The organism is Micrococcus sp. HMSC067E09, from assembly GCF_001812555.1.
Classification (GTDB): domain Bacteria; phylum Actinomycetota; class Actinomycetes; order Actinomycetales; family Micrococcaceae; genus Micrococcus; species Micrococcus lylae.
This window is the reverse complement of the sequence record NZ_KV809453.1, coordinates 179,158-200,426: the sequence shown is the minus strand read 5'-3', so window position 1 is coordinate 200,426 and position 21,269 is coordinate 179,158. Positions and strand designations below refer to the sequence as shown.

Below are 21,269 nucleotides of genomic sequence, written 5' to 3'. Positions count from 1 at the left end.
TCGCCCCCGGCGTGCCGCTTGCCGCTCCCTCATCACGGTCCGCGCAGCATCATCAGCAGCAGGGGCAGCACGCCGAGGCAGACGAAGGCCGGCAGGTGGCACAGACCGAGCGGGACCACCAGGCGTACGGCCAGCTGTTCGGCGGCCAGCTCGGCGGTGCGGCGCCGCTCCTGTCGGACGGCCCTGGCCGCCTGGGTGAGACCGGCGGCCCCGGCCATGCCCGAGGTGTGCAGCGGCTGCAGGCGTCGGCCCAGCTCCGCCAGCTCCTCATCCGCCAGGTCCTCCCACGCCTCGTCCCAGTCGGCGCCCCAGCGCAGCCGGGCCAGCACCGGCCGCAGTCGCTGCCCACCCGGCAGGGCCACGGCGGCCCGCTCGAGCGCCCCGACCAGCGAGGCCCCCGAGCGCAGCAGCGCCGCGGTGACGTCCAGCCAGGCGGCGGCGTCCACCTCACGCCCGGGGCCGGCGGCAGTGCGCAGCAGGCTCTGCGCCCAGACGTGCCCGACCGCGGCGAACAGCACCCCGGCGGTGAGGACCAACCAGCCGAGCCGGTCGCCGAGCAGGGAATCCGGCCCCGCCCCGAGCAGCCAGGCGATCCCCAGCCCGCCCAGCGGCATCCAGCGCAACAGCGTCACGGTGGACTTCGGTCCGGCCGCCGCGGCGCGTCGGGCCCGTTCGGCGTCCAGCTCGGCGGCGGAGGCGTCCGCGAACCGCTCGGCCGTCTCCGCCGGCGCCGCACCCGAGGCCCGGCAGACCTGAAGCAGCGCCAGCAGCGTTTGCCATTCGACCACTCCGCTCGGTCCGGACACCCGCCGCGGGTCAGCCCCGAGCTCCACGGCGGCGGCCAGGCCGCGCAGGCTGTGGCCGAGGCAGCACCCCGGCTCAGGGCGCACGCAGACGTCCTCCCGGTCAGCCACCAGCCTCCACGCCTGCCCCTCACCCGAACCGGTGCGCAGCAGCGCGGCCCAGCGGCGCACGGCCTCGACGAACCGCAGCCGCTGCCGGTCCGCGGCACCGGTCCGCACGGCCGTCCACCGGCGCCACCTCGCCCCGACTCGGCTGGGCCGCCAGCTGGGCAGCCGGCTGGGAAGCCGCGCCCTCACGGGGCCCGCCCTTTCAGCCGGGCCGCGAGCACGTCCCATCCGGGGCCGCGCACCGCCCGGCCGTCCACGTCCGTGAGCACCGGCAGCATGCGCAGCCCCGCCCCGTGCTCCTCAACCACGGGCACGGCCAGGGACACCGGGTGCCGCCCGGCCGCGTCCCTGCGCAGGTGGAGCACCGCGTCCACGCCGGCGTGCACCTGGGCGGTCAGCGCCTCGGCGGACCATCCGGCCAGCGCGCCCATGGCGGTCAGGCGTGCGGGCACGTCGTCGGCGGAGTTGGCGTGCAGGGTCCCCCACGCGCCCTGGTGGCCGGTGTTCAGGGCGGTGAGCATCTCGGCCACCTCCGCGCCACGGCACTCGCCCACCACCAGCCGGTCCGGCCGCATGCGCAGCGCCTGCCGGATCAGCTCGGCCAGCCCGACTTCTCCGGCCCCCTCGGCGTTGGCCGACCGCGCCTGCAGGCAGACCACATGCGGATGCGCCGGAGCCGCTTCCAGGGTGTCCTCCACGGTGATGATCCGCTCCGCCGGGTCCGCCTCCCCCAACGCGGCGGACAGCAGCGTCGTCTTGCCGGTGCCGGTCGCCCCGGAGACCAGCACGGTCGCGTGCGCGGCCACCAGGTGCCGCACCGCCGCCTGCCACCGTTCGCCGTCCGGCCAGCCCTCGGCGAGCACGGCCAGGCTCGGTCTGCGCCGTGACGGCACGCGCAGGCTCAGCAGCGGCCCCGCCCCGGACAGCGGCGGCAGCACGGCGTGCACGCGGATCCCGTCCACGCGGGCGTCGGCCAGCGGCACGGCGGCGTCGAGGCGTCGGCCGGCCCGGTGCAGCAGGCGCACCGCCAGCTGCCGCGCCCGCTCGGGCGGCAGGATCGTCCCGGTCTGCCGCAGCCCGTCCGCGCCGTCGGTCCACACCCTCCCGTTCCCGTCCACGAGCACATCGGTCACCCCGTCCGCCCGCACCAGCGGTGCCAGCGGGCCGAACCCGGACAGCTCATCGGCCAGCAGCCGGGCCCGCTCGGCCGCCCCACCTGCCGTCAGCACGAGGCCGTCCTGCTCCGCCACGGCCTCCACGGCCGCGCGGCAGGCCTGCTCGGTCGGCTCACCGCCGGTCCCGACGGCGGCCGCCTCGCCGTCGTCGTCGCCCCTCGCCTGACGTCCGGCCAGCCAGGACCGGGCCCGGTCCACCCACGCCGGCGGCGTCATCGCCTGGTCGACGGCAGGCGATGACACGTTCCCGGCGACGGCGCAGGCAGCGGAGAGGGAGCCGTCGTCGGGACGCGGCTGCGCAGCGGGCTCGGGCTCACGGGCCCTGCGGAGCCGGCCGATCAGGTCCGGGTGCCGCAGGCGGCGGCGAGGGCGGGCGATCACGGGAGGCTCGGGCACGAAGGGACGCATGTCCCCCAGTCCATCTCCCGGCGTCCGCGCCGGGGACGCCTCGGGCCGATCTGTGGACACAGGGCCGCCGGCGGGCACCCTGTGCAGGAGAGGTCAGCCGGAGACGGGGCGGCGGGTCTCGGCGTCGAGCACCACGGACTTGTCCCAGGCGGTGTCCCAGTCCAGCAGGTGGAGGATGCGGTCCAGGATGGCGGCGGTGACGCCCCAGACGAAGCGGTCCTGGACCCCGAACCCGGGGGTGATGCCCGTCCGGCCACCCGGCCGGGCGACCACGAAGCGGTTCTCCGGTGCCACCAGATCAGCCACAGGCACGCGGAACACGGCGGCCGCCTCCTGGCGGTCCACCACGGCCACACGGGAAGGCTCCCGCCACCAGCCGATGACCGGATGGATGACGTAGCCGGACACGGACACCGGCACCGGCGGGAGGACGCCGAGCACCTCCACGCCGGCGGGGTCCAGGCCGGTCTCCTCCTCGGCCTCACGCAGGGCGGTGGCCACCACGTCCTCGTCGTCCGGGTCCACGCGGCCTCCCGGGAACGCGACCTGTCCGGCGTGCGTGCGCAGGGTGGCCGCGCGCTGGGTCAGCAGCACGTCCACGTCCGGGTGCACGGCAGCGGAGGCGTGCTGCGCCGGGACGTCGTCCAGGGAGCCGAACAGCACCAGCACCGCCGAGGCGCGGGCGTCCGGCGTGGACGGCCAGCGGAAGCCCCAGGTGCGGGCCGAGGCCGCCGGGACCCGGGTCAGCGATGCAGGTTCCCGGCCGGACGCGTTCTCCGGCGCCCCGTGCGCGGCCACGAGGTCCTGCAGGGCGCGGTGCGCGTCGTCGAGGCTCGGGCGGGCGGAGGCGGCGGAGGTCATCCCACCACCGTAGTGCCCGGCCCGGCTACGCTCACCCCATGGACACCGGCTCCGCACCCCGCACCGAGCCGTCCGCGGACGGGACTGCTCTCGACGAGCCGCTGGACGTCGCGGTGGTCGGCGCCGGCCAGTCCGGGCTGGCGTGCGGGTACTTCCTGCGGCGCTGGGCCCAGGACGTCGAGCGCGGCCGCTCCCCGGGCCCGGCCCCGCGGTTCGCCCTGTTCGACGCCTCCTCCGAGCCCGGCGGCTCCTGGCCCCGCCACTGGCCCTCGCTGCGCCTGTTCTCCCCTGCCGAGCACTCGTCCCTGCCCGGCCGGCGGATGCCCGGCTCCGGCGAGGACAACCCGGACGCCGCGCACGTGGTGGACTACCTGGCCGACTACGAATCCCGCTACGACCTGCCCGTCCGCCGAGGCGTCCGCGTCGCCTCCGTCTCCCGGCAGGACGGGCGCTTCGCGCTGAGGGACGACGACGGCCGCCTCCTCGCCCTGTCCCGCACCGTGGTCTCGGCGACCGGCTCCTTCACCCGCCCCTTCGTGCCCGCCCTGCCCGGCACCGCGGACTTCACCGGACGGCAGCGCCACTCCTCGGCCTACACCGGTCCGCAGGGGTACGCCGGCCGTCGCGTGCTGGTGGTGGGCGGAGGGAACTCGGGAGCGCAGATCGCCGCGGACCTGCACGGCTCCGCCGCCGCTGTCACCTGGGCGACCCAGCGCCCGCCCCGGTTCATGCCGGACGACGTGGACGGCCGCGTCCTGTTCCGCTTGGCCTCCGCCCGCGTGCTGGGCCGACGGACGGAGCAGGTCGGCACGCCGGGCGAGGACCTCGGGGACATCGTGGCCGTGCCGCCGGTCCGTGCGGCCCGGGACGCCGGCGCGATGGACGCCGTCCCCGCCCCGTCCCGGCTCACCGCGCACGGCGCCGCCTGGGACACGGACGCCGGCCGCCGCCACGGCTGGCCCTCCGGCGCCGGCGCACCCGCGGCAGCGGCGGTCCGCGGCACCGAACAGCGGTTCGACGACGTCCTGTGGTGCACCGGATTCCGCCCGGAGCTGCGCCACCTGCGCCCGCTGCTGCAGGAGCCCACCCGGTCCGGGCGTCCGCGCATGCACGAGCATCTGCGCACAGCCAGCGCCGACGTGGACGGCCTCTACCTGCTCGGCTACGGCGACTGGTGCGGCCCGGCCTCGGCCACGCTGACCGGCGTGGGCCTGTTCGCCCGTGCCACGGTCGCGGACATCGAGGCGCGGCTGCGCGACGACCACTGAGTCGACGGCTCCGTCTCACGACCCGCCCCGCACGAGGCGAGCCGCCAGACGGCGGCGAGCGGCCGTCGTCGTCACGCCGGGCGCGGGCCGGCGGCGGTCAGGCCTCCAAGCCGTAGCCCATCGCCCGCAGCTCGCGACGGGTCTTGCCTTCGAGCATGAGGCGGTGCAGCTGCTCACGGCCGGGCTTGAGCTCGTAGGAGAGCAGCTGCTGCGCCTTCTGAGGGTCGGTCTCCCCCTCGCCGTAGGACGGGCACCACTGCGCCACCGGGCAGGCGCCGCACGCCGGCCTCTTCGCATGGCAGATGCGCCGGCCGTGGAAGACGAGGCGGTTGGACAGGGAGGTCCAGTCCCGCTTCTCGAACAGCGCGGCGACCTCGTGTTCCACCTTCACCGGGTCGATCTGCTCGGTCATGCCCAGGCGGCGGGCGAGCCGGCCGAAGTGGGTGTCCACCGTGATGCCGGGCTGGCCGAAGGCGTTGCCGAGCACCACGAACGCCGTCTTGCGGCCCACCCCCGGCAAGGTGACGAGGTCCTCGAGGCGCCCGGGCACCTCACCGTCGAAGCGCTCGACCAGTTCGCGGGAGAGCTTGAGGACGGCGGCCGCCTTGTTCCGGTAGAAGCCGGTGGGGCGCACCAGCTCCTGCAGCTCCACCTCGTCCGCGGCCGCCATGGCCGTGGCGTCCGGGAACCGCGCGAACAGGGCCGGGGTGACCGCATTGACCCGCACGTCCGTGGTCTGCGCGGACAGCACCGTGGCCACCAGCAGCTCGAACGGCGTGGTGAAGTCCAGCTCTGCCACGGCATACGGATACGTCTGCCCCAGCACGCGGTGCACCTTGCGCACGCGGCGCTTCAGTCCCAGCAGGGTCTCCCCCGTCGGGGTCGCGACGGCGGCTCGGTCGCCTGGGTCTGTCCGGCTCACGGGTCCTGTGCTCCTGTTCGGCTGGGGCGGGGTCCGGTGACCCACTCTAGGCGCGCGTCACACAACGGCATGTACTTGTCTCGACCCCCGCCGTGGCGGCATTCTTGCGACAGGCAATGATGTGGCCCGCATCACAGGCATGTGGTGGCGGGTGACCGTGCACCCTCCCCGAAAGGAGAACCATGTCCGAGGACGTCACCGTCTACCCGCCCAGCGAGGAGTTCGCGAAGAACGCCGTGGCCGGCGCGGAGCTGTACGAGGAGGCCGAGGCGGACCGCCTGGCCTACTGGGCCCGCCGCGCCCGCGAGCAGCTGCACTGGGAGCAGGACTTCACCGAGGTCCTCGACTGGTCCGACGCCCCGTTCGCCAAGTGGTTCGCGGACGGCACCACGAACGCCGCCTACAACGCCCTGGACCGCCATGTGGAGGCCGGCCACGGCGACCGCGTGGCCATCCACTTCGAGGGTGAGCCGGGCGACACCCGCACCTACACCTACGCGGAGCTGGCCGCCGAGGTCCGCAAGGCGGCCAACGCCTTCGAGTCCCTCGGCGTGGCCAAGGGCGACCGCGTGGCCGTGTACCTGCCGATGATCCCCGAGGCCGTCATCACGATGCTCGCCTGCGCCCGCATCGGCGCCGTGCACTCCGTGGTGTTCGGCGGGTTCTCCTCGGACGCCCTGCGCTCCCGTGTGGACGACGCCGAGGCCACGCTGGTGGTGACCTGCGACGGCTCCTACCGCCGGGGGAAGGCCTCCGCTCTGAAGCCCGCCGTGGACCAGGCGCTCAAGGAGCCCGGCCACACCGTGGACCACGTGCTCGTGGTGCGCCGCAACGGGATCGAGACCGAGATGGTCGAGGGCCGTGACGTCTGGTGGCACGACGTGGTGGACACCGCCTCCGAGGAGCACGAGATCGTGTGGCACGACGCCGAGCACCCGCTGTTCATCCTCTACACCTCCGGCACCACGGGAAAGCCCAAGGGCATCCTCCACACCACCGGCGGCTACCTGGTGCAGGCCTCGGCCACGCACCGGGACACCTTTGACCTGCACCCGGAGACCGACGTCTTCTGGTGCACCGCGGACGTCGGCTGGGTGACCGGCCACTCCTACGTCGCCTACGGTCCGCTCGTGAACGGCGCCACCCAGGTGATCTACGAGGGCACCCCGGACACCCCGCACCAGGGACGCTGGTGGGAGATCGTCCAGAAGTACGGCGTGACGATCTTCTACACCGCCCCCACCGCCATCCGCACCTGCATGAAGTGGGGCCGCCAGATCCCGGACGAGTACGACCTGTCCAGCCTGCGCGTGCTCGGCACCGTGGGTGAGGCCATCAACCCGGAGGCGTGGCGCTGGTTCCATGAGGTCATCGGCGGGGAACGCTGCCCGATCGTGGACACCTGGTGGCAGACCGAGACCGGCGCGCACATGCTCACCCCGCTGCCGGGTGTGACCGCCCTGAAGCCGGGCTCGGCCCAGCGGCCCGTCCCCGGCGTGGATCTGTGTGTGGTGGACGAGACCGGCGCACCCATGGAGGGCACCGGCGCCGGGTTCCTCGTGGCCCGCGAGCCGTGGCCGTCCATGCTCCGCGGCATCTGGGGCGACCCGCAGCGCTTCAAGGAGACCTACTGGAGCCGCTTCCTCGGCATGTACTTCGCCGGCGACGGCGCCCGATACGACGAGGACGGCGACATCTGGCTGCTCGGCCGCGTGGACGACGTCATGAACGTCTCCGGCCATCGCCTGTCCACCACAGAGATCGAGTCCTCGCTGGTGGCCCATGAGGCCGTGGCCGAGGCCGCCGTGGTCGGCGCCGCGGACGACACCACCGGCGAGGCCGTGTACGCGTTCGTCCTGCTCACCGAGGAGGCCGCTGCGAAGGACCCGGACACCGCCGAGATGGAGGAGCAGCTGCGCCTGCATGTGGGCCAGGACATCGGGCCGATCGCCAAGCCCAAGCGCGTGCTCGTGGTCCCGGAGCTGCCGAAGACCCGGTCCGGCAAGATCATGCGTCGCCTGCTCAAGGACGTGGCCGAGGGCCGCGATCCGGGTGACGCGTCCACCCTCGCGGACCCGACGGTCATGCAGAAGATCGTCGGCGCCATGGGCTCCAAGGGCTGAGGCCGGCGCACCCGGGCGGCGGACGCCGCAGCGACGAGGACCCCGCCTCCTGATGCAGGAGGCGGGGTCCTTTCGGCGCGGTGCGGACCTGTTCAGTCCTCGCCGGTGCGCACGTAGCGGGGGTCGCCGGGCTCGGGCTCGGTCCCCAGCACGCCGGACGTCTCGTCCGGGTGCTTCATCAGGTGCAGCAGGGAGGCCAGCAGGCCGCCCCAGATCAGACCGCACATGACGATCATCATGACGATGGCGATGGGATCCATGTCAGGCCTCCTTCGTGGACACGGTGGGGATGGCACCGGTCTGGATGGACTCGTTCTCGTTGCGCTCCGAGTGCAGGGCGGACTTCTTCGACCACGGGACGAGGGACAGCACCACCGCCAGGACGAGGCCGGAGGCCACCATGCCCCAGCCGAAGATGGCCAGGAAGTCCAGCGGGTAGCCCTCGTACGGGGTGGTGGCCTTGTTGATGATGTCCGAGATCCACAGATAGGCCAGCACCAGCGGGATGACCACGGTGACCAGGACCTTGAAGATGGTGCCCACCCGGAACGAGGAGATCGCGTTGAGGTGGTCCACCAGAACCGGCAGCTTGCGCAGGACGATCGCCACGGTGACGCAGGCGATCAGCGCGGCGCCCACGATGCCCAGGTTGTTGATGAAGGCATCCGAGGTGTCCAGCAGCTGCAGGCCGGAGGTGGTGGAGAACAGCACGATTGAGATGACCGCACAGCCGCCGACCACGATGAGCACCGCGGCCCAGCGGCCGAGACCCAGCTTGTCCTTCACGGCGGCCACCACGACCTCCAGGATCGAGATCAGGGAGGTGAGACCGGCGACCACCAGGGAACCGAAGAACAGGACGCCGATCAGGGCACCCATCGGGGCCTGGGAGATCAGCGTCGGGAACGCGATGAAGGCCAGGCCGATTCCGCCGGTGACGACGTCGCTCACCTGGATGCCGGAGGCCTGGGCCATGAAGCCGAGGGCGGAGAACACGCCGATGCCGGCGAGGACCTCGAAGCCGGAGTTGGAGAAGCCCACCACCAGGCCGGAGCCGGTGAGGTTGGTGCGGCGCTTCAGGTAGGACGAGTAGGTGATCATGATGCCGAAGCCCACGGACAGGGAGAAGAAGATCTGGCCGTAGGCGGCGATCCAGACGCCCGGCTCGAGCAGCGCGGACCAGTTCGGGGTGAAGAAGGCGTTCAGCCCCACGGCCGCGCCCGGCAGGGTCAGGGCGACCACGACGAGCACGATGAACATGACGATGAGCAGCGGCATGCCGACCATGGAGACGGCGGCGATGCCCTTGCGGACGCCGAAGCCCATGCAGAGGATGCAGATGACCCAGACGATCAGCATCGGCCAGAAGACGGCCGAGACGAAGTCGAAGGACGGCATCGGGTTCTCGGACATCTGCAGGTGGGTGCCGAAGAAGAAGCCCTCCGGGTCCTCGCCCCACGCGTGATCCGTGGAGAACCACGTGTACATGATCGCCCAGGCGATGATGGCGGCGTAGTAGACGGCGATCACGAAGCAGATGAAGACCTGGAACCAGCCGATCCACTCGGCGCCGCGGTGCAGGCGGCGGAAGGCCAGGGGCGGGGCGCCGCGGAAGCGGTGGCCGATCGCGTAGTCGAAGAACAGGATCGGGATGCCTGCGGTGAGCAGCGCGACCAGGTAGGGGATGACGAAGGCGCCGCCACCGTTCTCATAGGCGACGTAGGGGAAACGCCAGATGTTGCCGAGTCCGACGGCGGAGCCGATCGCCGCGAGGATGAACGCCCAGCGTCCGCCGAACTCCTCACGAGAGCGCTTCGGCACCGCGCCGGCCGCAGTGGTTGCGGTGGTCATGGAGTACCTCCGAAGAAACGAGTGCGAATGATGGACGTGTCTGCCCCCATCGGAGGACAGCATGGCACATCATAGTGACCTGCATCACCCTACGGGGTCAGGCGGGCACTCGGCGGGTCATCCTCCGGGGATGCACTCCCCGGTCTGGACGGGAACCTCCAGGTTCTCGACGTCCTCCAGGAGCCGCTCGAACTCGTCGCCGGCGATCGCATACCCGATGGTCGAGGATCCCGGGGCCCGGGCGAACACCAGCCCCGCCACCGTGCCGTCCTCGGTCACGAGCGGACCTCCGGAGTTGCCCGGCTCGATGTCCGCGTTCAGCTGGTAGATGTCCACGGTCGAGTCCTCGCGCCCGTAGATGTCGCTGATGAGCAGCTCTCCCCGGGCCTGCACCTGGGCGGGGGTGGCCTCGTAGGGACCGCCGGCCGGGAAGCCGAGGGCGAGGGCGGCCGCACCGTCCTCCAGGTCGGCACCGTGGCGGGCGACCGGCAGGTCCGCACCGTCCACGGCCACCACGGCGAGGTCTCGGGCCGGATCGATGTGCACCACCCGACCCGGGAACACCTGGCGGTCCTGCGTCTCGACGATCGGCTCCTCTACGCCCGCCACCACATGCGCGTTGGTCAGGATCCGGTCCTTGGCCACGACCACGCCCGTGCCGTTCTGGGTCTGGGCGCACTGCTCGGCGAAGCCGGACAGCCGCACCACGGAGTCCTGGACCTGCGCGTCCTCCGTCTCCGGCACCTCGAGGGTCGCGGACGGGGCGGCTTCCGGCTCGTCGGCGACCTCCTTCACGGGGGTGTCGATCTCCGGGATCACGCCGAGGCCCGCGATGGCCGCACGGGACTCGGCCAGGAAGCGCTGGCTGCCGTCCGGCATGACCCGGTCCGTGACGGTGAGGACGGCGGAGCGGTTGATCTCCTTCGTCACCGGCGCCATGCCGAGCGAGTTCAGGGACAGGGAGATCAGACCGAGGATCAGCACCGTGACCGCCAGGGCGGCGACGGAGCCGAGGACCCGGTCCGCGCGCCGCAGCGCAGGAAGGTTCACGTGCAGGCGCACTCTGCGCCCGACGGCGACTCCGATGTGCTGGCCCGCCCAGATCAGCAGGACGGTGGCCACCACCAGCACGACCACACGGAGCGTCGGCTCGGAGACCCATCGGGCGACGAACGGGATCAGGTAGAACCCGCCGATCGCCCCCGCCACCGTGCCCAGCATCGTGCCCAGCACGACCCACAGGCCGCGGTGGTAGCCCTTGACGAGGGCCACGATCAGCAGGACGACCAGGACCACGTCGAGCCAGGTCACTCCGAAGAGCATGCAGTCGTTTCCTTTCCGGCTCACCAGGCCGAGGGACGGGAGGGACAGGGCAGGAGCGGCGGTCTGCGAGCCGTCACGGGGGACGGCGGGGAACAGATCGGCCACCGACGCGCGGGGCGCCACTTGCCCTGGCTGTCAGGGTAACGGCAGGATCGTGTGTGATGCGGCACAATGGTGCCCAGCCCGAACACGACCGGTCCACCCTCGCCTCAGGGGGTGATCACTGAGAGGACTCACCGTACGATGGATCTTGAGGTTCTTCGCAAGGCCCCCCTGTTCGCGCACCTGGACGACGAGGTGTTCGCAACCCTGACCTCTGAGCTGACGGAGGTGGAGCTCTCCCGCGGCGCCTCCGCTTTCCACGAGGGCGACCAGGGCGATCAGCTGTACGTGATCATGTCCGGCAAGATCAAGCTCGGCCGCACCGCCTCGGACGGCCGCGAGAACCTGGTGGCCGTCCTCGGCCCCGGCGAGATCTTCGGCGAGATGGCCCTGTTCAACCCGGCCCCGCGCTCGGCCACCGCCACCGCGGTGTCCGCCACCCGCCTGGCCGGCCTGCGCCACGAGAACCTGCGCCGCGCGATCGCCTCCTCCCCGGACGTGTCCCTGCAGCTGCTGCAGGCCCTCGCCCAGCGCCTGTCCAAGACCAACGAGTCCCTCGCGGACCTCGTGTTCTCCGACGTCCCGGGCCGTGTGGCCAAGGCCCTGCTGGACCTGGCCGACCGCTTCGGCCGCCCGGCCGCCGACGGCCTGCTCGTGGCCCACGACCTCACCCAGGAGGAGCTGGCCCAGCTGGTCGGCGCCTCCCGCGAGACGGTGAACAAGGCCCTCGCCGAGTTCGTGCACCGCGGCTGGATCCGCCTGGAGAACCGCGCGGTGGTCGTCCTCGACCTCCAGCGCCTGCGCCAGCGTTCACGCTGACGCACCCCTGACCCTCGACGACGGGCCGCTCACCTGACAGGGTGAGCGGCCCGTCGTCGTCACGGCCTCCTGCCGCACGGGGGACGGACCTGGCACCGGCCCGAGCTCAGTCCGTGGTGGGGCGCATCCAGAGGCGACCGGCGTCCTCCCCGGCGGGAGCCATGCGCCAACGCGGCAGGGGCCGGTCCGCCGCCCCGTCGGCGAGGCCGAGCAGGAACGCGACCGCGGAGCCGGCCTCCGCGAGCCGGTGGGCGAGCATCAGGGTCGGCGGCGCGGTGACCTCGCAGGCCTCCACGACGCCCGACTCGCCCAGCCACCCCGGCGGCCCGGGCAGGGCCACGGGGCCCTCGATCAGGGACGCCGCAGGCACCCAGGCGTGCAGCCCGGCGGCCTCCTCGCGCCGCCCCCTCGCGGGTCGGACGGTGGCCTGCTGTCCCGCCGGGACGGCGGCGGCGAAGACCACCGCATCGAAGCGGCGGTGACGGAAGTCCGGGGAGATCCAGCGGCCCACGGGGCGCAGCAGGTCGGTGCGCAGCCCCAGCCCGCGCCGCTGGAGCTGGGCGGGCAGGCCGAACCCCTCGGACTCCAGAGACGTGCGGGCCTCCTCCCACAGCGGGGTGGCCGGGTCCATGACCACGTCTCCCTCACGCTCCCCCACCAGCAGCAGGCCGGTCTCCTCGAAGAGCTCCCGGACGGCGGCCACCACGTGCTGCCGCGCACTGCGCAGGTCGGCCATGCCGAGTCGACGGGCCCACGCCCGGGGCGAGGGCCCGTACCAGGTGCAGGCCTCCGCGTCCTGGTCGGTCAGTGACCCGCCGGGCAGCCCGACGACGCCCAGCGGCGTCTGGCCCGGACGATGACGCAGCAGCAGCTCCGGGCCCTGCGGCCCATCCCTGACCACCGCGACGGCGGCGGCCCGACGGGCAGGACGCACGTGACGGTGGTCCTGGGCGGCCCACTGCCGGGCCGCCTCCTCCTCGCTCCGCGGCACCGGGATGCGCGCGGGCGCGGCCCGCCGCTGCGGGGCCGGACGCACGTGGCCGACCGGGGCGGCCGGGCGGCGGTTCGCGGGATGGGCGCGCAGGGACGCGGCGCGGGCGGCCGCCTGCGCCGCCTCCCCGGGGCCGGAGGACGCCGTGGCGGACACGGAGACCGGGGGCGGGACGGCGGAGCCGTCAGCGGACACGGACGGTGATCTCCACCTCGACGGGGGCATCGAGCGGCAGCACGGCCACGCCCACGGCGGAGCGGGCGTGGCGGCCGGCCTCTCCGAAGATCTCGGCGAGCACGTCCGAGGCGCCGTTGACCACGGCCGGCTGCGCGGTGAAGTCTGGGGCCGAGGACACGAAGCCGGTGACCTTCACCACGCGCTCGACGCGGTCCAGGTCCCCGACGAGCGCATGCACGGCGGCGACGGCGTTGATCGCGGCGGTGCGGGCCAGGGCGTTCGCGGTGCCCGGGTCCACCTCCGCACCGACTTTGCCGGTGGTCTCGAGGGAGCCGGAGACGAAGGGCAACTGCCCGGAGGTCATGACGAGGTCGCCGTCCTGCAGTGCGGGCAGGTAGCTGCCCACCGCCGACGCGACGTCCGGACGCTCGATCCCCAGCTCGGCCAGGCGGGAGGCGACCGCCCCCTCGCCCCAGCCGGAGGCCTGTGCGGCGGCCACGGGTCAGGCCCCCCTCGGACGCTTGAGGTAGGCCACCGGATTCGAGCCCTCGGGGCCCGGGATCACGGTGACCAGCTCCCAGCCGTCCTCGCCCCACTGGTCGAGGATCTGCTTGGTCGCGTGGATCAGGAGGGGGACGGTGGCGTATTCCCAACGAGTCTGCTCGGTCATGGGGCCACCCTACCCACGGGGACCGCCTCCTGCCCTCCCCTTCCAGGCGGCCCCGGTACACTTCCGGGCATGGCGCCGCGCAAGTCCCCCTCCTCTGACTCCGTCACGCCCGTCGGCCGCATGCTGAGGTTCCTCGGCCTCTCCGCCCTGGCGGGCCTGATCGTGGCCGGCCTGTTGCTGCCCGGAGCCGCGTTCGTGGGCGCCGGCGCCAACGCCGGCGCCGCGATGCTGAACGACCTGCCGGACGAGCTGCCGGACGAGCCGGTCGCGGTGCCGTCCAAGATCGTGACCGCGGACGGCAAGCTCATCGCCAACTTCTACGAGGAGAACCGCACGCCGGTCCCGTTCGACGAGATCGCCCAGTCCATGAAGGACGCGATCGTGTCCATCGAGGACGAGCGCTTCTACTCGCACGACGGCGTGGACGCCCGCGGCCTCGCCCGCGCCATGGTCAACAACGCGACCTCGGACTCCACGCAGGGCGCCTCCACCCTGACGCAGCAGTACGTCAACAACATGCTCATCAACGCGCAGGTCCTGCGCGGCGACTCGCGCCTCACCCTGTCCGGCAAGAAGAAGGTCTCGGACAAGGTCAAGGAGATGAAGCTCGCGATCGCGGTCGAGGAGCAGATGACCAAGGACGAGATCCTCAACGGCTACCTCAACCTCGTCCTCTTCTCTGGCCGCGCCTACGGCGTCGAGGCCGCCGCCCAGTACGTCTTCGGCAAGTCCGCGAAGGACCTGGAGATCTGGGAGTCCGCGACCCTCGCCGGCATGGTGCAGTCCCCCACCGGCTACCACCCCGTCCGCAATCCGGAGGGCACCAAGAAGCGCCGCAACACCGTGCTCCGTGCCATGCTGCGCAACGACAAGATCACCCAGGAGGAGTACGACCACGCCGTCGAGCAGCCCCTCGACGTGGTGATGGAGGCCCCGCCGACCGGATGCCTGGCCGCCGACTTCGGCAAGTACTTCTGCGACTACGTCGAGCGCCAGGTCCTGGCCAACCCGGCCTTCGGCCCGGACGTGAAGTCCCGTCAGGCCCTGCTGGACCGCGGCGGCCTCACCATCCGCACCACCATGGACTCCAAGCTCCAGGAGGAGGCCCAGAAATCCATCGCCGGACAGGTCCCCAACGACGAGTCCGACGGCGTCGGCGCCTCCCTGCTCTCCCTCGAGCCGGGCACCGGCGACATCAAGGTCATGGCCCAGAACACCGACTACTCCCTGCAGGAGAACGAGAAGGGCAAGACCATCCTGAACTTCAACGTGGACAAGGAGTGGGGCGGCGGTGAGGGCTTCCAGAGCGGCTCGACCCTGAAGCCGTTCGTGGCCCTCACCTGGATGCGCAACGGCGGCAAGTTGATCGACACCGTGGACGCCAGCGTGGACACCTACCCGACCGGCACCCGCTTCGCCGCCTCCTGCCGCGACGGCGGCTACGTGGTGCAGAACGGCTCCACCTGGGACATCAACAACGTGATCGGCGGGCTCAAGAAGCGCGACCGCATCGACGAGGGCCTGTTCTGGTCCGTCAACACCCCGACCGTCGCCGCCGCCTACCATCTGGACCTCTGCGACATCACCTCGCTGATGACCGAGCTCGGCCTGCGCCGCGCCGTGGACAGCCTCCCCATCTCCCCGGACAACCCCTCCTTCGTGCTCGGCGCGGACTCCATGGCCCCGATGTCCCTGGCCCGTGCCTACAACGCGATCGCCGCGGAGGGCCTGTACTGCGAGCCGCGCGCCCTGCTCGAGGTCACGGACACCGCCGGCAACGAGTACCCCGTGCCGGAACCGGACTGCAAGCAGGTCCTGGACAAGGACGACGTGCACCAGATCTCGCCGATCCTGCAGGCCATCACGGACAAGAACATCTTCTCGGATGAGGACCGGCCCTTCCCGGCCGCCGGCAAGACCGGCACCAACAACAACATGTCCTCGACCTGGTTCGTGGGCTACACGGACAAGCTGACCACCGCCTCGTGGGTGGGCCGCTGGACCAACCAGAAGACCCTCGCCGGCGAGACCATCAACGGCATCAAGCGCAACAACTTCTACGGCACCGAGATCTCGGGCCCCATGTGGCTGGACTACATGGAGCAGGCCAACGAACACAGCGAGTACGAGGCCGGGAAGCTGCCGGAATGGGACGGCCCGCGGTTCTCCGACTACGGCACCGAGGGCAGCCACCCGCACGGCAAGGACTTCTACTTCGAGGACATCGACCGCCCGGGTCCGCAGCCCTACTCGTCGGAGGACTGAGCCGATGGCCCCGTCCCGTCCCATGCGCGCCGCCCTGATGGCCGGCGCGGCCGCGGCCGGCCTGGGTGCGGCGGGCGCGGCCTGGGGCCTGGCCGCGGCCAGCGCCTACCGGATCAGCCGCCACACCGTCCCCGCCCTGCCGGCGGACGCGGCGCCCCTGCGGGTGCTGCACCTGTCCGACATCCACCTGCTGCCGTTCCACCGGCGCAAGCTGGCCTGGCTGCAGACACTCGCGGACCTCGAGCCGGACCTCGTGGTCAACACGGGAGACAACATCGCCTCGGACCACTCGATCGCGCCGCTGCTCGACGCCCTCGGCCGGCTGCTGGACGTCCCCGGCGTCTTCGTGCCCGGCTCCAACGACTACTTCGCCCCGAAGCCGGCCAACCCGTTCCGCTACTTCGCCGGACCGTCGAAGCCGCTGAAGCACCAGCCCCGCCGCCTGCAGACCGAGGACCTGTTCCGGGCGTTCCGGTCCCGCGGCTGGGTGGATCTGACCAACCGCTCGGCGACCCTCACCGCCGGAGGCGACGGCGCCGCCGTCGAGATCCTGGCCGGCGGCACCGACGACCCGCACCTGGGCTTCGACGACTGGCGCGGCTTCACCGCCCCCACACGAGCACCGCGCGAGCAGATCCTCACCCTCGGCGTCACCCACGCCCCCTACCGCCGTGTCCTGGACGCGATGGTGGCCGACGGCGCCGACCTCGTCCTGGCAGGCCACACCCACGGCGGCCAGGTGTGCCTGCCGTTCTACGGGGCACTGGTGACGAACTGCGACCTGCCGCGCGCGCAGGCCTCCGGGCTGTCCTCCTGGACGGCCGCCGGCCGCACCGTCCCGCTCGAGGTCTCCGCCGGCATCGGCGCGGCCCCGGCCATGCCGGTCCGGGTGGCCTGCCGCCCCGAGGCCGTCGTCCTGGACCTGGTCCCCCGCGCCTGAGGCGCGCGGACAGGCGGCGGTGCGCGGCCGTCGTCGGGACGCAGGCCATCCGTCGGGCGCCGTCCCGTAGACTTCTCGGGTGTCTCCCAGCGCCGCCCCCACCCCCCGCACACTGCGGGAGTCCGTGCAGGGCCTGCGGCCGTACCTCGACGGCGTCCTCTGGCGCTGGGTGTGCGGGCTGCTGGCCGCCCTGCTCTCCGGGCTCGCCGCCCTCGCCATCCCCCAGGTCATCCAGGTCCTGGTGAACAACGTGTTCTCCGCCGACGGCTCGGGCGGGCGTTCCTCCGTGGTGTGGGCCGGCGTGGTCCTGCTCGTCCTCGGCCTGGCCGAGGCGCTGTTCGTGTGGCTGCGCCGCGTGTTCATCCTGCCGCCGGCCTCGGACGTGGAGAACCGGGCACGCATCGGCCTCTACCGCCGTCTGCAGCGCCTGCCCGTCGCCTTCCACGACGCCTGGCCCTCCGGCCAGCTGCTCTCCCGCGCGCAGGCGGACCTGGGCCTGGTGCGCCGCTGGATCGCGTTCGGCTCGGTGATGTTCGTGGTGGACTCGCTGGTGATCGTGGTGGGCGTGGCCCTGCTCTTCACGCTCTCTTGGCAGCTCGCGCTCCTGTACCTGGTGGCGGCCGTGCCGATCATCATCCGGTCCTTCTCCTTCCGCAACGACTTCCGCACCGTCTCCCGCCTGTCCCAGGACCAGGCCGGCGACCTCGCCACCACCGTGGAGGAGTCCGTCCACGGCATCCGCATCCTGAAGGCCTTCGGCCGCGGGGCCACCGCCCTGGAGGGCTTCCGCACCCAGGCGTCCACCCTGCAGGACACCGAGGTCCGCAAGGCCGGCCTGCTCGCCTCCTTCGTGGCGATGGTGGTGGCCCTGCCCGAGGTCGTCCTGGGCGTCGGCCTGGCCTGGGGCGTGTACCTGGTGGCCACCGGACAGATGATGGTCGGCGCCCTCGCCGCCTTCTTCGCGACGACCGCCGTGCTCGCCCGCCCCGTGGAGTCCGTGGGCCAGCTGCTCGGCATGACCCTGTCCGCCAAGACCGCGATCGACCGTCACCTCGACGTCATCTCCGTGCGTCCCGCGATCACCTCCCCCGCCGGCACGGACCCGGAGGAGGCCGCCTCCCTCGGTGCCACCCGCCTGGACGGCGACGCGGACGAGATGGCCCCGCCCTCCGGCGCCCTCCCCGTGCTGCCCCCGTCCGCCGGGGGCCTGGCCTTCCGTGACGTGGAGTTCCGCTACCCGGACGCCGCGGAGGGCACCGCGCCCCTGCTGCGCGGCGTGGACCTCGAACTCATCCCCGGCGAGACCATGGCACTGGTGGGCACCACCGGCTCCGGGAAGTCGACCCTGCTGCAGCTGGTCCCCCGCCTCTACGAAGCCACCTCCGGCCGCGTGGAGGTGGACGGCGCGGACGTCCGCGACTTCCCGCTCGAGGAGCTGCGCCGCCGCGTGGCCGTGGCCTTCGAGGAGCCCACGCTCTTCTCGGACACCGTCCGCAACAACGTGCTGCTGGGCGCCCCCGCAGACGTGCTCGCCGACGAGGAGAAGGCCCAGCAGCTGCTGGACATGGCCCTGGACACCGCCCAGGCCGGCTTCGCCCGTGCCCTGCCCGACGGCCTGGACACGGAGATCGGTGAGGAGGGCCTGTCCCTCTCCGGCGGCCAGCGCCAGCGTCTGGCCCTGGCCCGTGCGATCGCCGCGCAGCCCAAGGTGCTCGTGCTGGACGACCCGCTGTCCGCCCTCGACGTGCGCACCGAGGAGGCCGTCACCCAACGCCTGCGCGAGGTCCTCGCGGACACCACCACGCTGGTGGTGGCCCACCGCCCCTCCACCGTGGCCCTGGCGGACCGCGTGGCCGTGATGGCGGACGGGCGGATCGTGGACGTGGGCACCCATCTGGAGCTGCTCGCACGCTCTGCCGCCTACCGGGACATCATCAGCAACGCCGAGGCCGAGGAGGCGCGCGCATGAGCATCCGGAGCCGCTCCGCGCAGGAGCGCACCCCGAAGCACGCCGCGCAGGGCCCGGCCGTGCAGGATCCGTCCGCCGGCGAGGCCGGAGCGTCGGCAGGCGCGGCCGGCGTGGCCGCAGGCGGCACCGGCGCGTCGGCAGACGGCGCCGGCGCGTCGGTGGCGGACCGCGTCCGCGGCGTCCGTGCCGAGGACATCCTCGAGTACTCGGCGGAGGAGCGCCGCCACGTCCGCCGTCGTTCGTGGCGGCTGCTGCGCGAGCTCGCCGGCCCGGTGAAGGGCCAGCTGGCGCTCGTGATGGTGCTGGTGATCGTGTCCAACGCCGCCCGTGCGGCGCTGCCGCTGATCATCGCCTGGGCCATCGACTGGGGTCTGCCGCAGGTGGTCGGCGCCGTGGAGGCCGGGCAGTCCCCGCTGCCGACCGTGCTGCTGGTCGGCGGCGCCTATGTGGGCGCCGCACTGCTGGCCGGCGGCCTGCTCGGCGGCTACCTGTGGCTGACTGCCCGGGCGTCCCAGCAGATGCTGCTGAACCTGCGCCTGCGCGTGTTCCGGCACACCCAGCGCCTGTCCCTGTCCTTCCACGAGAAGTACACCTCGGGCCGCGTGATCTCCCGCCAGACCTCGGACCTGGAGACCCTGCGCGAGCTGTTGGACCAGGGCGTCGCCTCGCTGGTCTCCGGCACGGTGTTCATGGTGTTCACGGCCGTCTCGATCCTCATCCTGGACCCGATCGGCTTCCTCATCCTCTGCATCGCGTTCGTCCCGGTGCTGGTCCTGGTGCGCTGGTACCAGAAGGCCTCGGAGGACGTGTACCGCCGCTCCCGCGTGAGCTCGGCGAAGTCGATCGTGCACTTCGTGGAGACCATGACCGGCATGCGCGCCGTGCAGGCCTTCCGCCGCCAGCGCGCCAACGACGCCACGTACACGCGCCTGGCCACGGACTACCGCAATGACATGGTCGAGTCCCTGAACTACTTCGGCATCCTGCAGACCGCCCTGGTGGCGATCGGCAACATGACCGTGGTGGCCATGCTGATCGTGGGCGGCTTCCGCGTGTTGGACGGCCAGCTGGCCGTGGGCGTGCTGGTGGCGCTGCTGCTGGCCGGCCGCCGCGTGTTCCAGCCCATGGAGATGCTGGCGATGTTCTACTCCTCGCTGCAGTCCGCCACGGCCGCCCTGGAGAAGGTCTCCGGCCTGCTCGAGGAGGAGCCCACCGTGGTGGAGGCCGCAGAGCCCGCCCTGCTGCCGGGCGCTGCGAAGGCCGGCGAGGGCGTGGCCTCCGGCCGCATCGAGTTCTCGGACGCGGTCTTCGGCTACGGCCCGGAGAAGACGGTGCTGAGCCGCTTCGACCTGACGGTGCCCGCCGGACAGACGGTGGCCGTCGTCGGGCAGACCGGGGCGGGCAAGTCCACGCTGGTGAAGCTGATCGCCCGGTTCTACGACCTCTCCTCCGGCTCCCTGACCCTGGACGGGGTGGAGCTCAGTCAGCTGTCCCAGCAGGACCTGCGCCGCAACGTGGTGATGGTGACGCAGGAGGCGTTCCTGTTCTCCGGGAGCATCGCGGAGAACATCGCCCTGGGCCGTCCGGACGCCAGCCTGGAGGAGATCCAGGCCGCGGCCCGCGCGGTGGGTGCGCACGAGTTCATCCTGGAGCTGCCGGAGGGGTATGACACGGATGTGTCCAAGCGCGGCGGCCGGCTCTCGGCGGGCCAGCGTCAGCTGGTGTCCTTCGCCCGCGCGTTCCTGGCGGACCCGGCGGTGCTGATCCTGGACGAGGCCACCAGCTCCCTGGACCTGCCCTCCGAGCGGCTGGTGCAGCAGGGCCTGGAGCGGCTGCTGGGCAACCGGACGGCGCTGATCATCGCGCACCGCCTGTCCACCGTGGACATCGCGGACCGCGTGCTCGTGGTCCACGACGGGCAGATCGTGGAGGACGGCACCCCCGCCGAGCTCATCGCCGCCGGTGGCCGCTTCGCGGCGCTGCACCAGGCCTGGGAGGACTCGCTCGTCTCCGAGGAGGACTGAGGGCTCGGCGCCGGGCCCAGCGTGCAGGCGGGCGGGAGCGGGAGCGGGGGCGGGGGCATTTTCGTTCGGGAAACCGTCGCGTTTCGAGGCGCTTTCGTTCGGGAAAGGGTCGGGTTGTCTGGCACTTTCGTTCGGAAGAATGTCGCGTCCTGCTGCCCGCCTGACCTCCACGACGACGGCCCGGTCACCGTGGCCTTCCCTCTCACCGTGCCGTGCCTTCAACGCCTCCGGACGTGGTCTGGGCGGACGGCCGAAGCCGGAACGGAGAAGATCCCTGTAGACGGCAGCGCGGGCTCGGCCCCTTCCGGGGCCGAGCCCGCGCTGCCGTGGACGGGTATCTTGCCTTGCCGTACAGCAGCTCAGACTGGGCGCCGGACTCGCGCTGTGGCTGACGGGTACAGCGCGGCCTGTTCGAGACATGGTCGTCCCCGCCTGGAACTCGACCGTTTCCCGAACGAAAGCACCCCGCA

General features: G+C 72.5%; 17 protein-coding genes. 7 read left to right on the top strand and 10 right to left on the bottom strand.

Going from position 1 to position 21,269, the window contains the following annotated elements; all coding sequences use genetic code 11:
• Window positions 1-32: 32 nt before the first annotated feature.
• From HMPREF2863_RS11210 to HMPREF2863_RS11200, 3 genes are all read right to left on the bottom strand, one after another.
• Complete coding sequence (locus HMPREF2863_RS11210) at window positions 33-1,022, bottom strand: type II secretion system F family protein (protein ID WP_070640243.1); 990 nt, start codon at window positions 1,020-1,022, stop codon at window positions 33-35.
• Between the two features lie 74 nt (window positions 1,023-1,096).
• Window positions 1,097-2,494 (bottom strand): TadA family conjugal transfer-associated ATPase, encoded by a 1,398-nt coding sequence (locus tag HMPREF2863_RS11205; protein WP_070640240.1) that lies wholly within the window; start codon window positions 2,492-2,494, stop codon window positions 1,097-1,099.
• A 93-nt stretch (window positions 2,495-2,587) separates the two neighbouring features.
• On the bottom strand, window positions 2,588-3,355 hold the full coding sequence (locus HMPREF2863_RS11200) for an NUDIX hydrolase (protein ID WP_070640237.1): 768 nt from the start codon (window positions 3,353-3,355) through the stop codon (window positions 2,588-2,590).
• Window positions 3,356-3,393: 38 nt separating this feature from the next.
• Here HMPREF2863_RS11200 and HMPREF2863_RS11195 point away from each other — a divergent pair, with 38 nt between their 5' ends.
• A complete protein-coding gene (locus HMPREF2863_RS11195; RefSeq protein WP_070640234.1) occupies window positions 3,394-4,623 on the top strand; it encodes an NAD(P)-binding domain-containing protein in 1,230 nt (409 codons plus the stop codon).
• 97 nt (window positions 4,624-4,720) lie between these two features.
• Here HMPREF2863_RS11195 and nth read toward each other — a convergent pair whose 3' ends face one another.
• The gene (gene nth / locus HMPREF2863_RS11190; protein WP_067191067.1) at window positions 4,721-5,545 is read right to left on the bottom strand and encodes an endonuclease III; all 825 of its coding nucleotides are present in this window, start codon (window positions 5,543-5,545) and stop codon (window positions 4,721-4,723) included.
• 182 nt (window positions 5,546-5,727) lie between these two features.
• On the opposite strand from nth, the gene acs reads away from it, so the two are divergent.
• Complete coding sequence (gene acs, locus HMPREF2863_RS11185; protein ID WP_070640231.1) at window positions 5,728-7,668, top strand: acetate--CoA ligase; 1,941 nt, start codon at window positions 5,728-5,730, stop codon at window positions 7,666-7,668.
• 92 nt (window positions 7,669-7,760) lie between these two features.
• On the opposite strand, the gene HMPREF2863_RS11645 is transcribed toward acs, so the two are convergent.
• The 3 genes from HMPREF2863_RS11645 to HMPREF2863_RS11175 form a co-directional block, all read right to left on the bottom strand.
• Window positions 7,761-7,928 (bottom strand): methionine/alanine import family NSS transporter small subunit, encoded by a 168-nt coding sequence (locus HMPREF2863_RS11645; RefSeq protein WP_083315398.1) that lies wholly within the window; start codon window positions 7,926-7,928, stop codon window positions 7,761-7,763.
• 1 nt (window position 7,929) lies between these two features.
• Window positions 7,930-9,519, bottom strand: coding sequence for a sodium-dependent transporter (locus HMPREF2863_RS11180; protein WP_070640227.1), 1,590 nt, complete (start codon window positions 9,517-9,519; stop codon window positions 7,930-7,932).
• Window positions 9,520-9,636: 117 nt separating this feature from the next.
• Window positions 9,637-10,842, bottom strand: coding sequence for a MarP family serine protease (locus tag HMPREF2863_RS11175; RefSeq protein WP_070640225.1), 1,206 nt, complete (start codon window positions 10,840-10,842; stop codon window positions 9,637-9,639).
• A gap of 243 nt (window positions 10,843-11,085) precedes the next feature.
• Here HMPREF2863_RS11175 and HMPREF2863_RS11170 point away from each other — a divergent pair, with 243 nt between their 5' ends.
• Window positions 11,086-11,763: a Crp/Fnr family transcriptional regulator gene (locus HMPREF2863_RS11170; RefSeq protein WP_067191720.1), complete on the top strand. Its 678-nt coding sequence runs from the start codon at window positions 11,086-11,088 to the stop codon at window positions 11,761-11,763.
• Window positions 11,764-11,869: 106 nt separating this feature from the next.
• Here the strand turns inward: HMPREF2863_RS11170 and HMPREF2863_RS11165 are convergent, their stop codons facing one another.
• Genes HMPREF2863_RS11165 through HMPREF2863_RS11950 form a run of 3 tightly spaced genes read right to left on the bottom strand, consistent with a single transcriptional unit; the run spans window position 11,870 to window position 13,601 of the window.
• Window positions 11,870-12,949 (bottom strand): NUDIX hydrolase, encoded by a 1,080-nt coding sequence (locus HMPREF2863_RS11165; protein ID WP_246828895.1) that lies wholly within the window; start codon window positions 12,947-12,949, stop codon window positions 11,870-11,872.
• Window positions 12,939-13,430 (bottom strand): RidA family protein, encoded by a 492-nt coding sequence (locus tag HMPREF2863_RS11160; protein WP_067191722.1) that lies wholly within the window; start codon window positions 13,428-13,430, stop codon window positions 12,939-12,941. The genes HMPREF2863_RS11165 and HMPREF2863_RS11160 overlap by 11 nt, the downstream gene beginning before the upstream one ends.
• 3 nt (window positions 13,431-13,433) lie before the next feature.
• Window positions 13,434-13,601: a Sp36 family protein gene (locus tag HMPREF2863_RS11950; RefSeq protein ID WP_102212981.1), complete on the bottom strand. Its 168-nt coding sequence runs from the start codon at window positions 13,599-13,601 to the stop codon at window positions 13,434-13,436.
• Window positions 13,602-13,670: 69 nt separating this feature from the next.
• Between HMPREF2863_RS11950 and HMPREF2863_RS11155 the strand changes: the two genes are divergently transcribed.
• From HMPREF2863_RS11155 to HMPREF2863_RS11140, 4 genes are all read left to right on the top strand, one after another.
• Window positions 13,671-15,866, top strand: coding sequence for a transglycosylase domain-containing protein (locus HMPREF2863_RS11155; RefSeq protein ID WP_070640222.1), 2,196 nt, complete (start codon window positions 13,671-13,673; stop codon window positions 15,864-15,866).
• A gap of 4 nt (window positions 15,867-15,870) precedes the next feature.
• Window positions 15,871-16,806, top strand: coding sequence for a metallophosphoesterase (locus HMPREF2863_RS11150; RefSeq protein WP_070640219.1), 936 nt, complete (start codon window positions 15,871-15,873; stop codon window positions 16,804-16,806).
• 79 nt (window positions 16,807-16,885) lie between these two features.
• Window positions 16,886-18,775: an ABC transporter ATP-binding protein gene (locus HMPREF2863_RS11145; RefSeq protein WP_070640216.1), complete on the top strand. Its 1,890-nt coding sequence runs from the start codon at window positions 16,886-16,888 to the stop codon at window positions 18,773-18,775.
• A complete protein-coding gene (locus HMPREF2863_RS11140) occupies window positions 18,772-20,799 on the top strand; it encodes an ABC transporter ATP-binding protein (protein ID WP_083315397.1) in 2,028 nt (675 codons plus the stop codon). Before HMPREF2863_RS11145 ends, HMPREF2863_RS11140 begins: the two co-directional genes overlap by 4 nt.
• Window positions 20,800-21,269 lie beyond the last annotated feature (470 nt).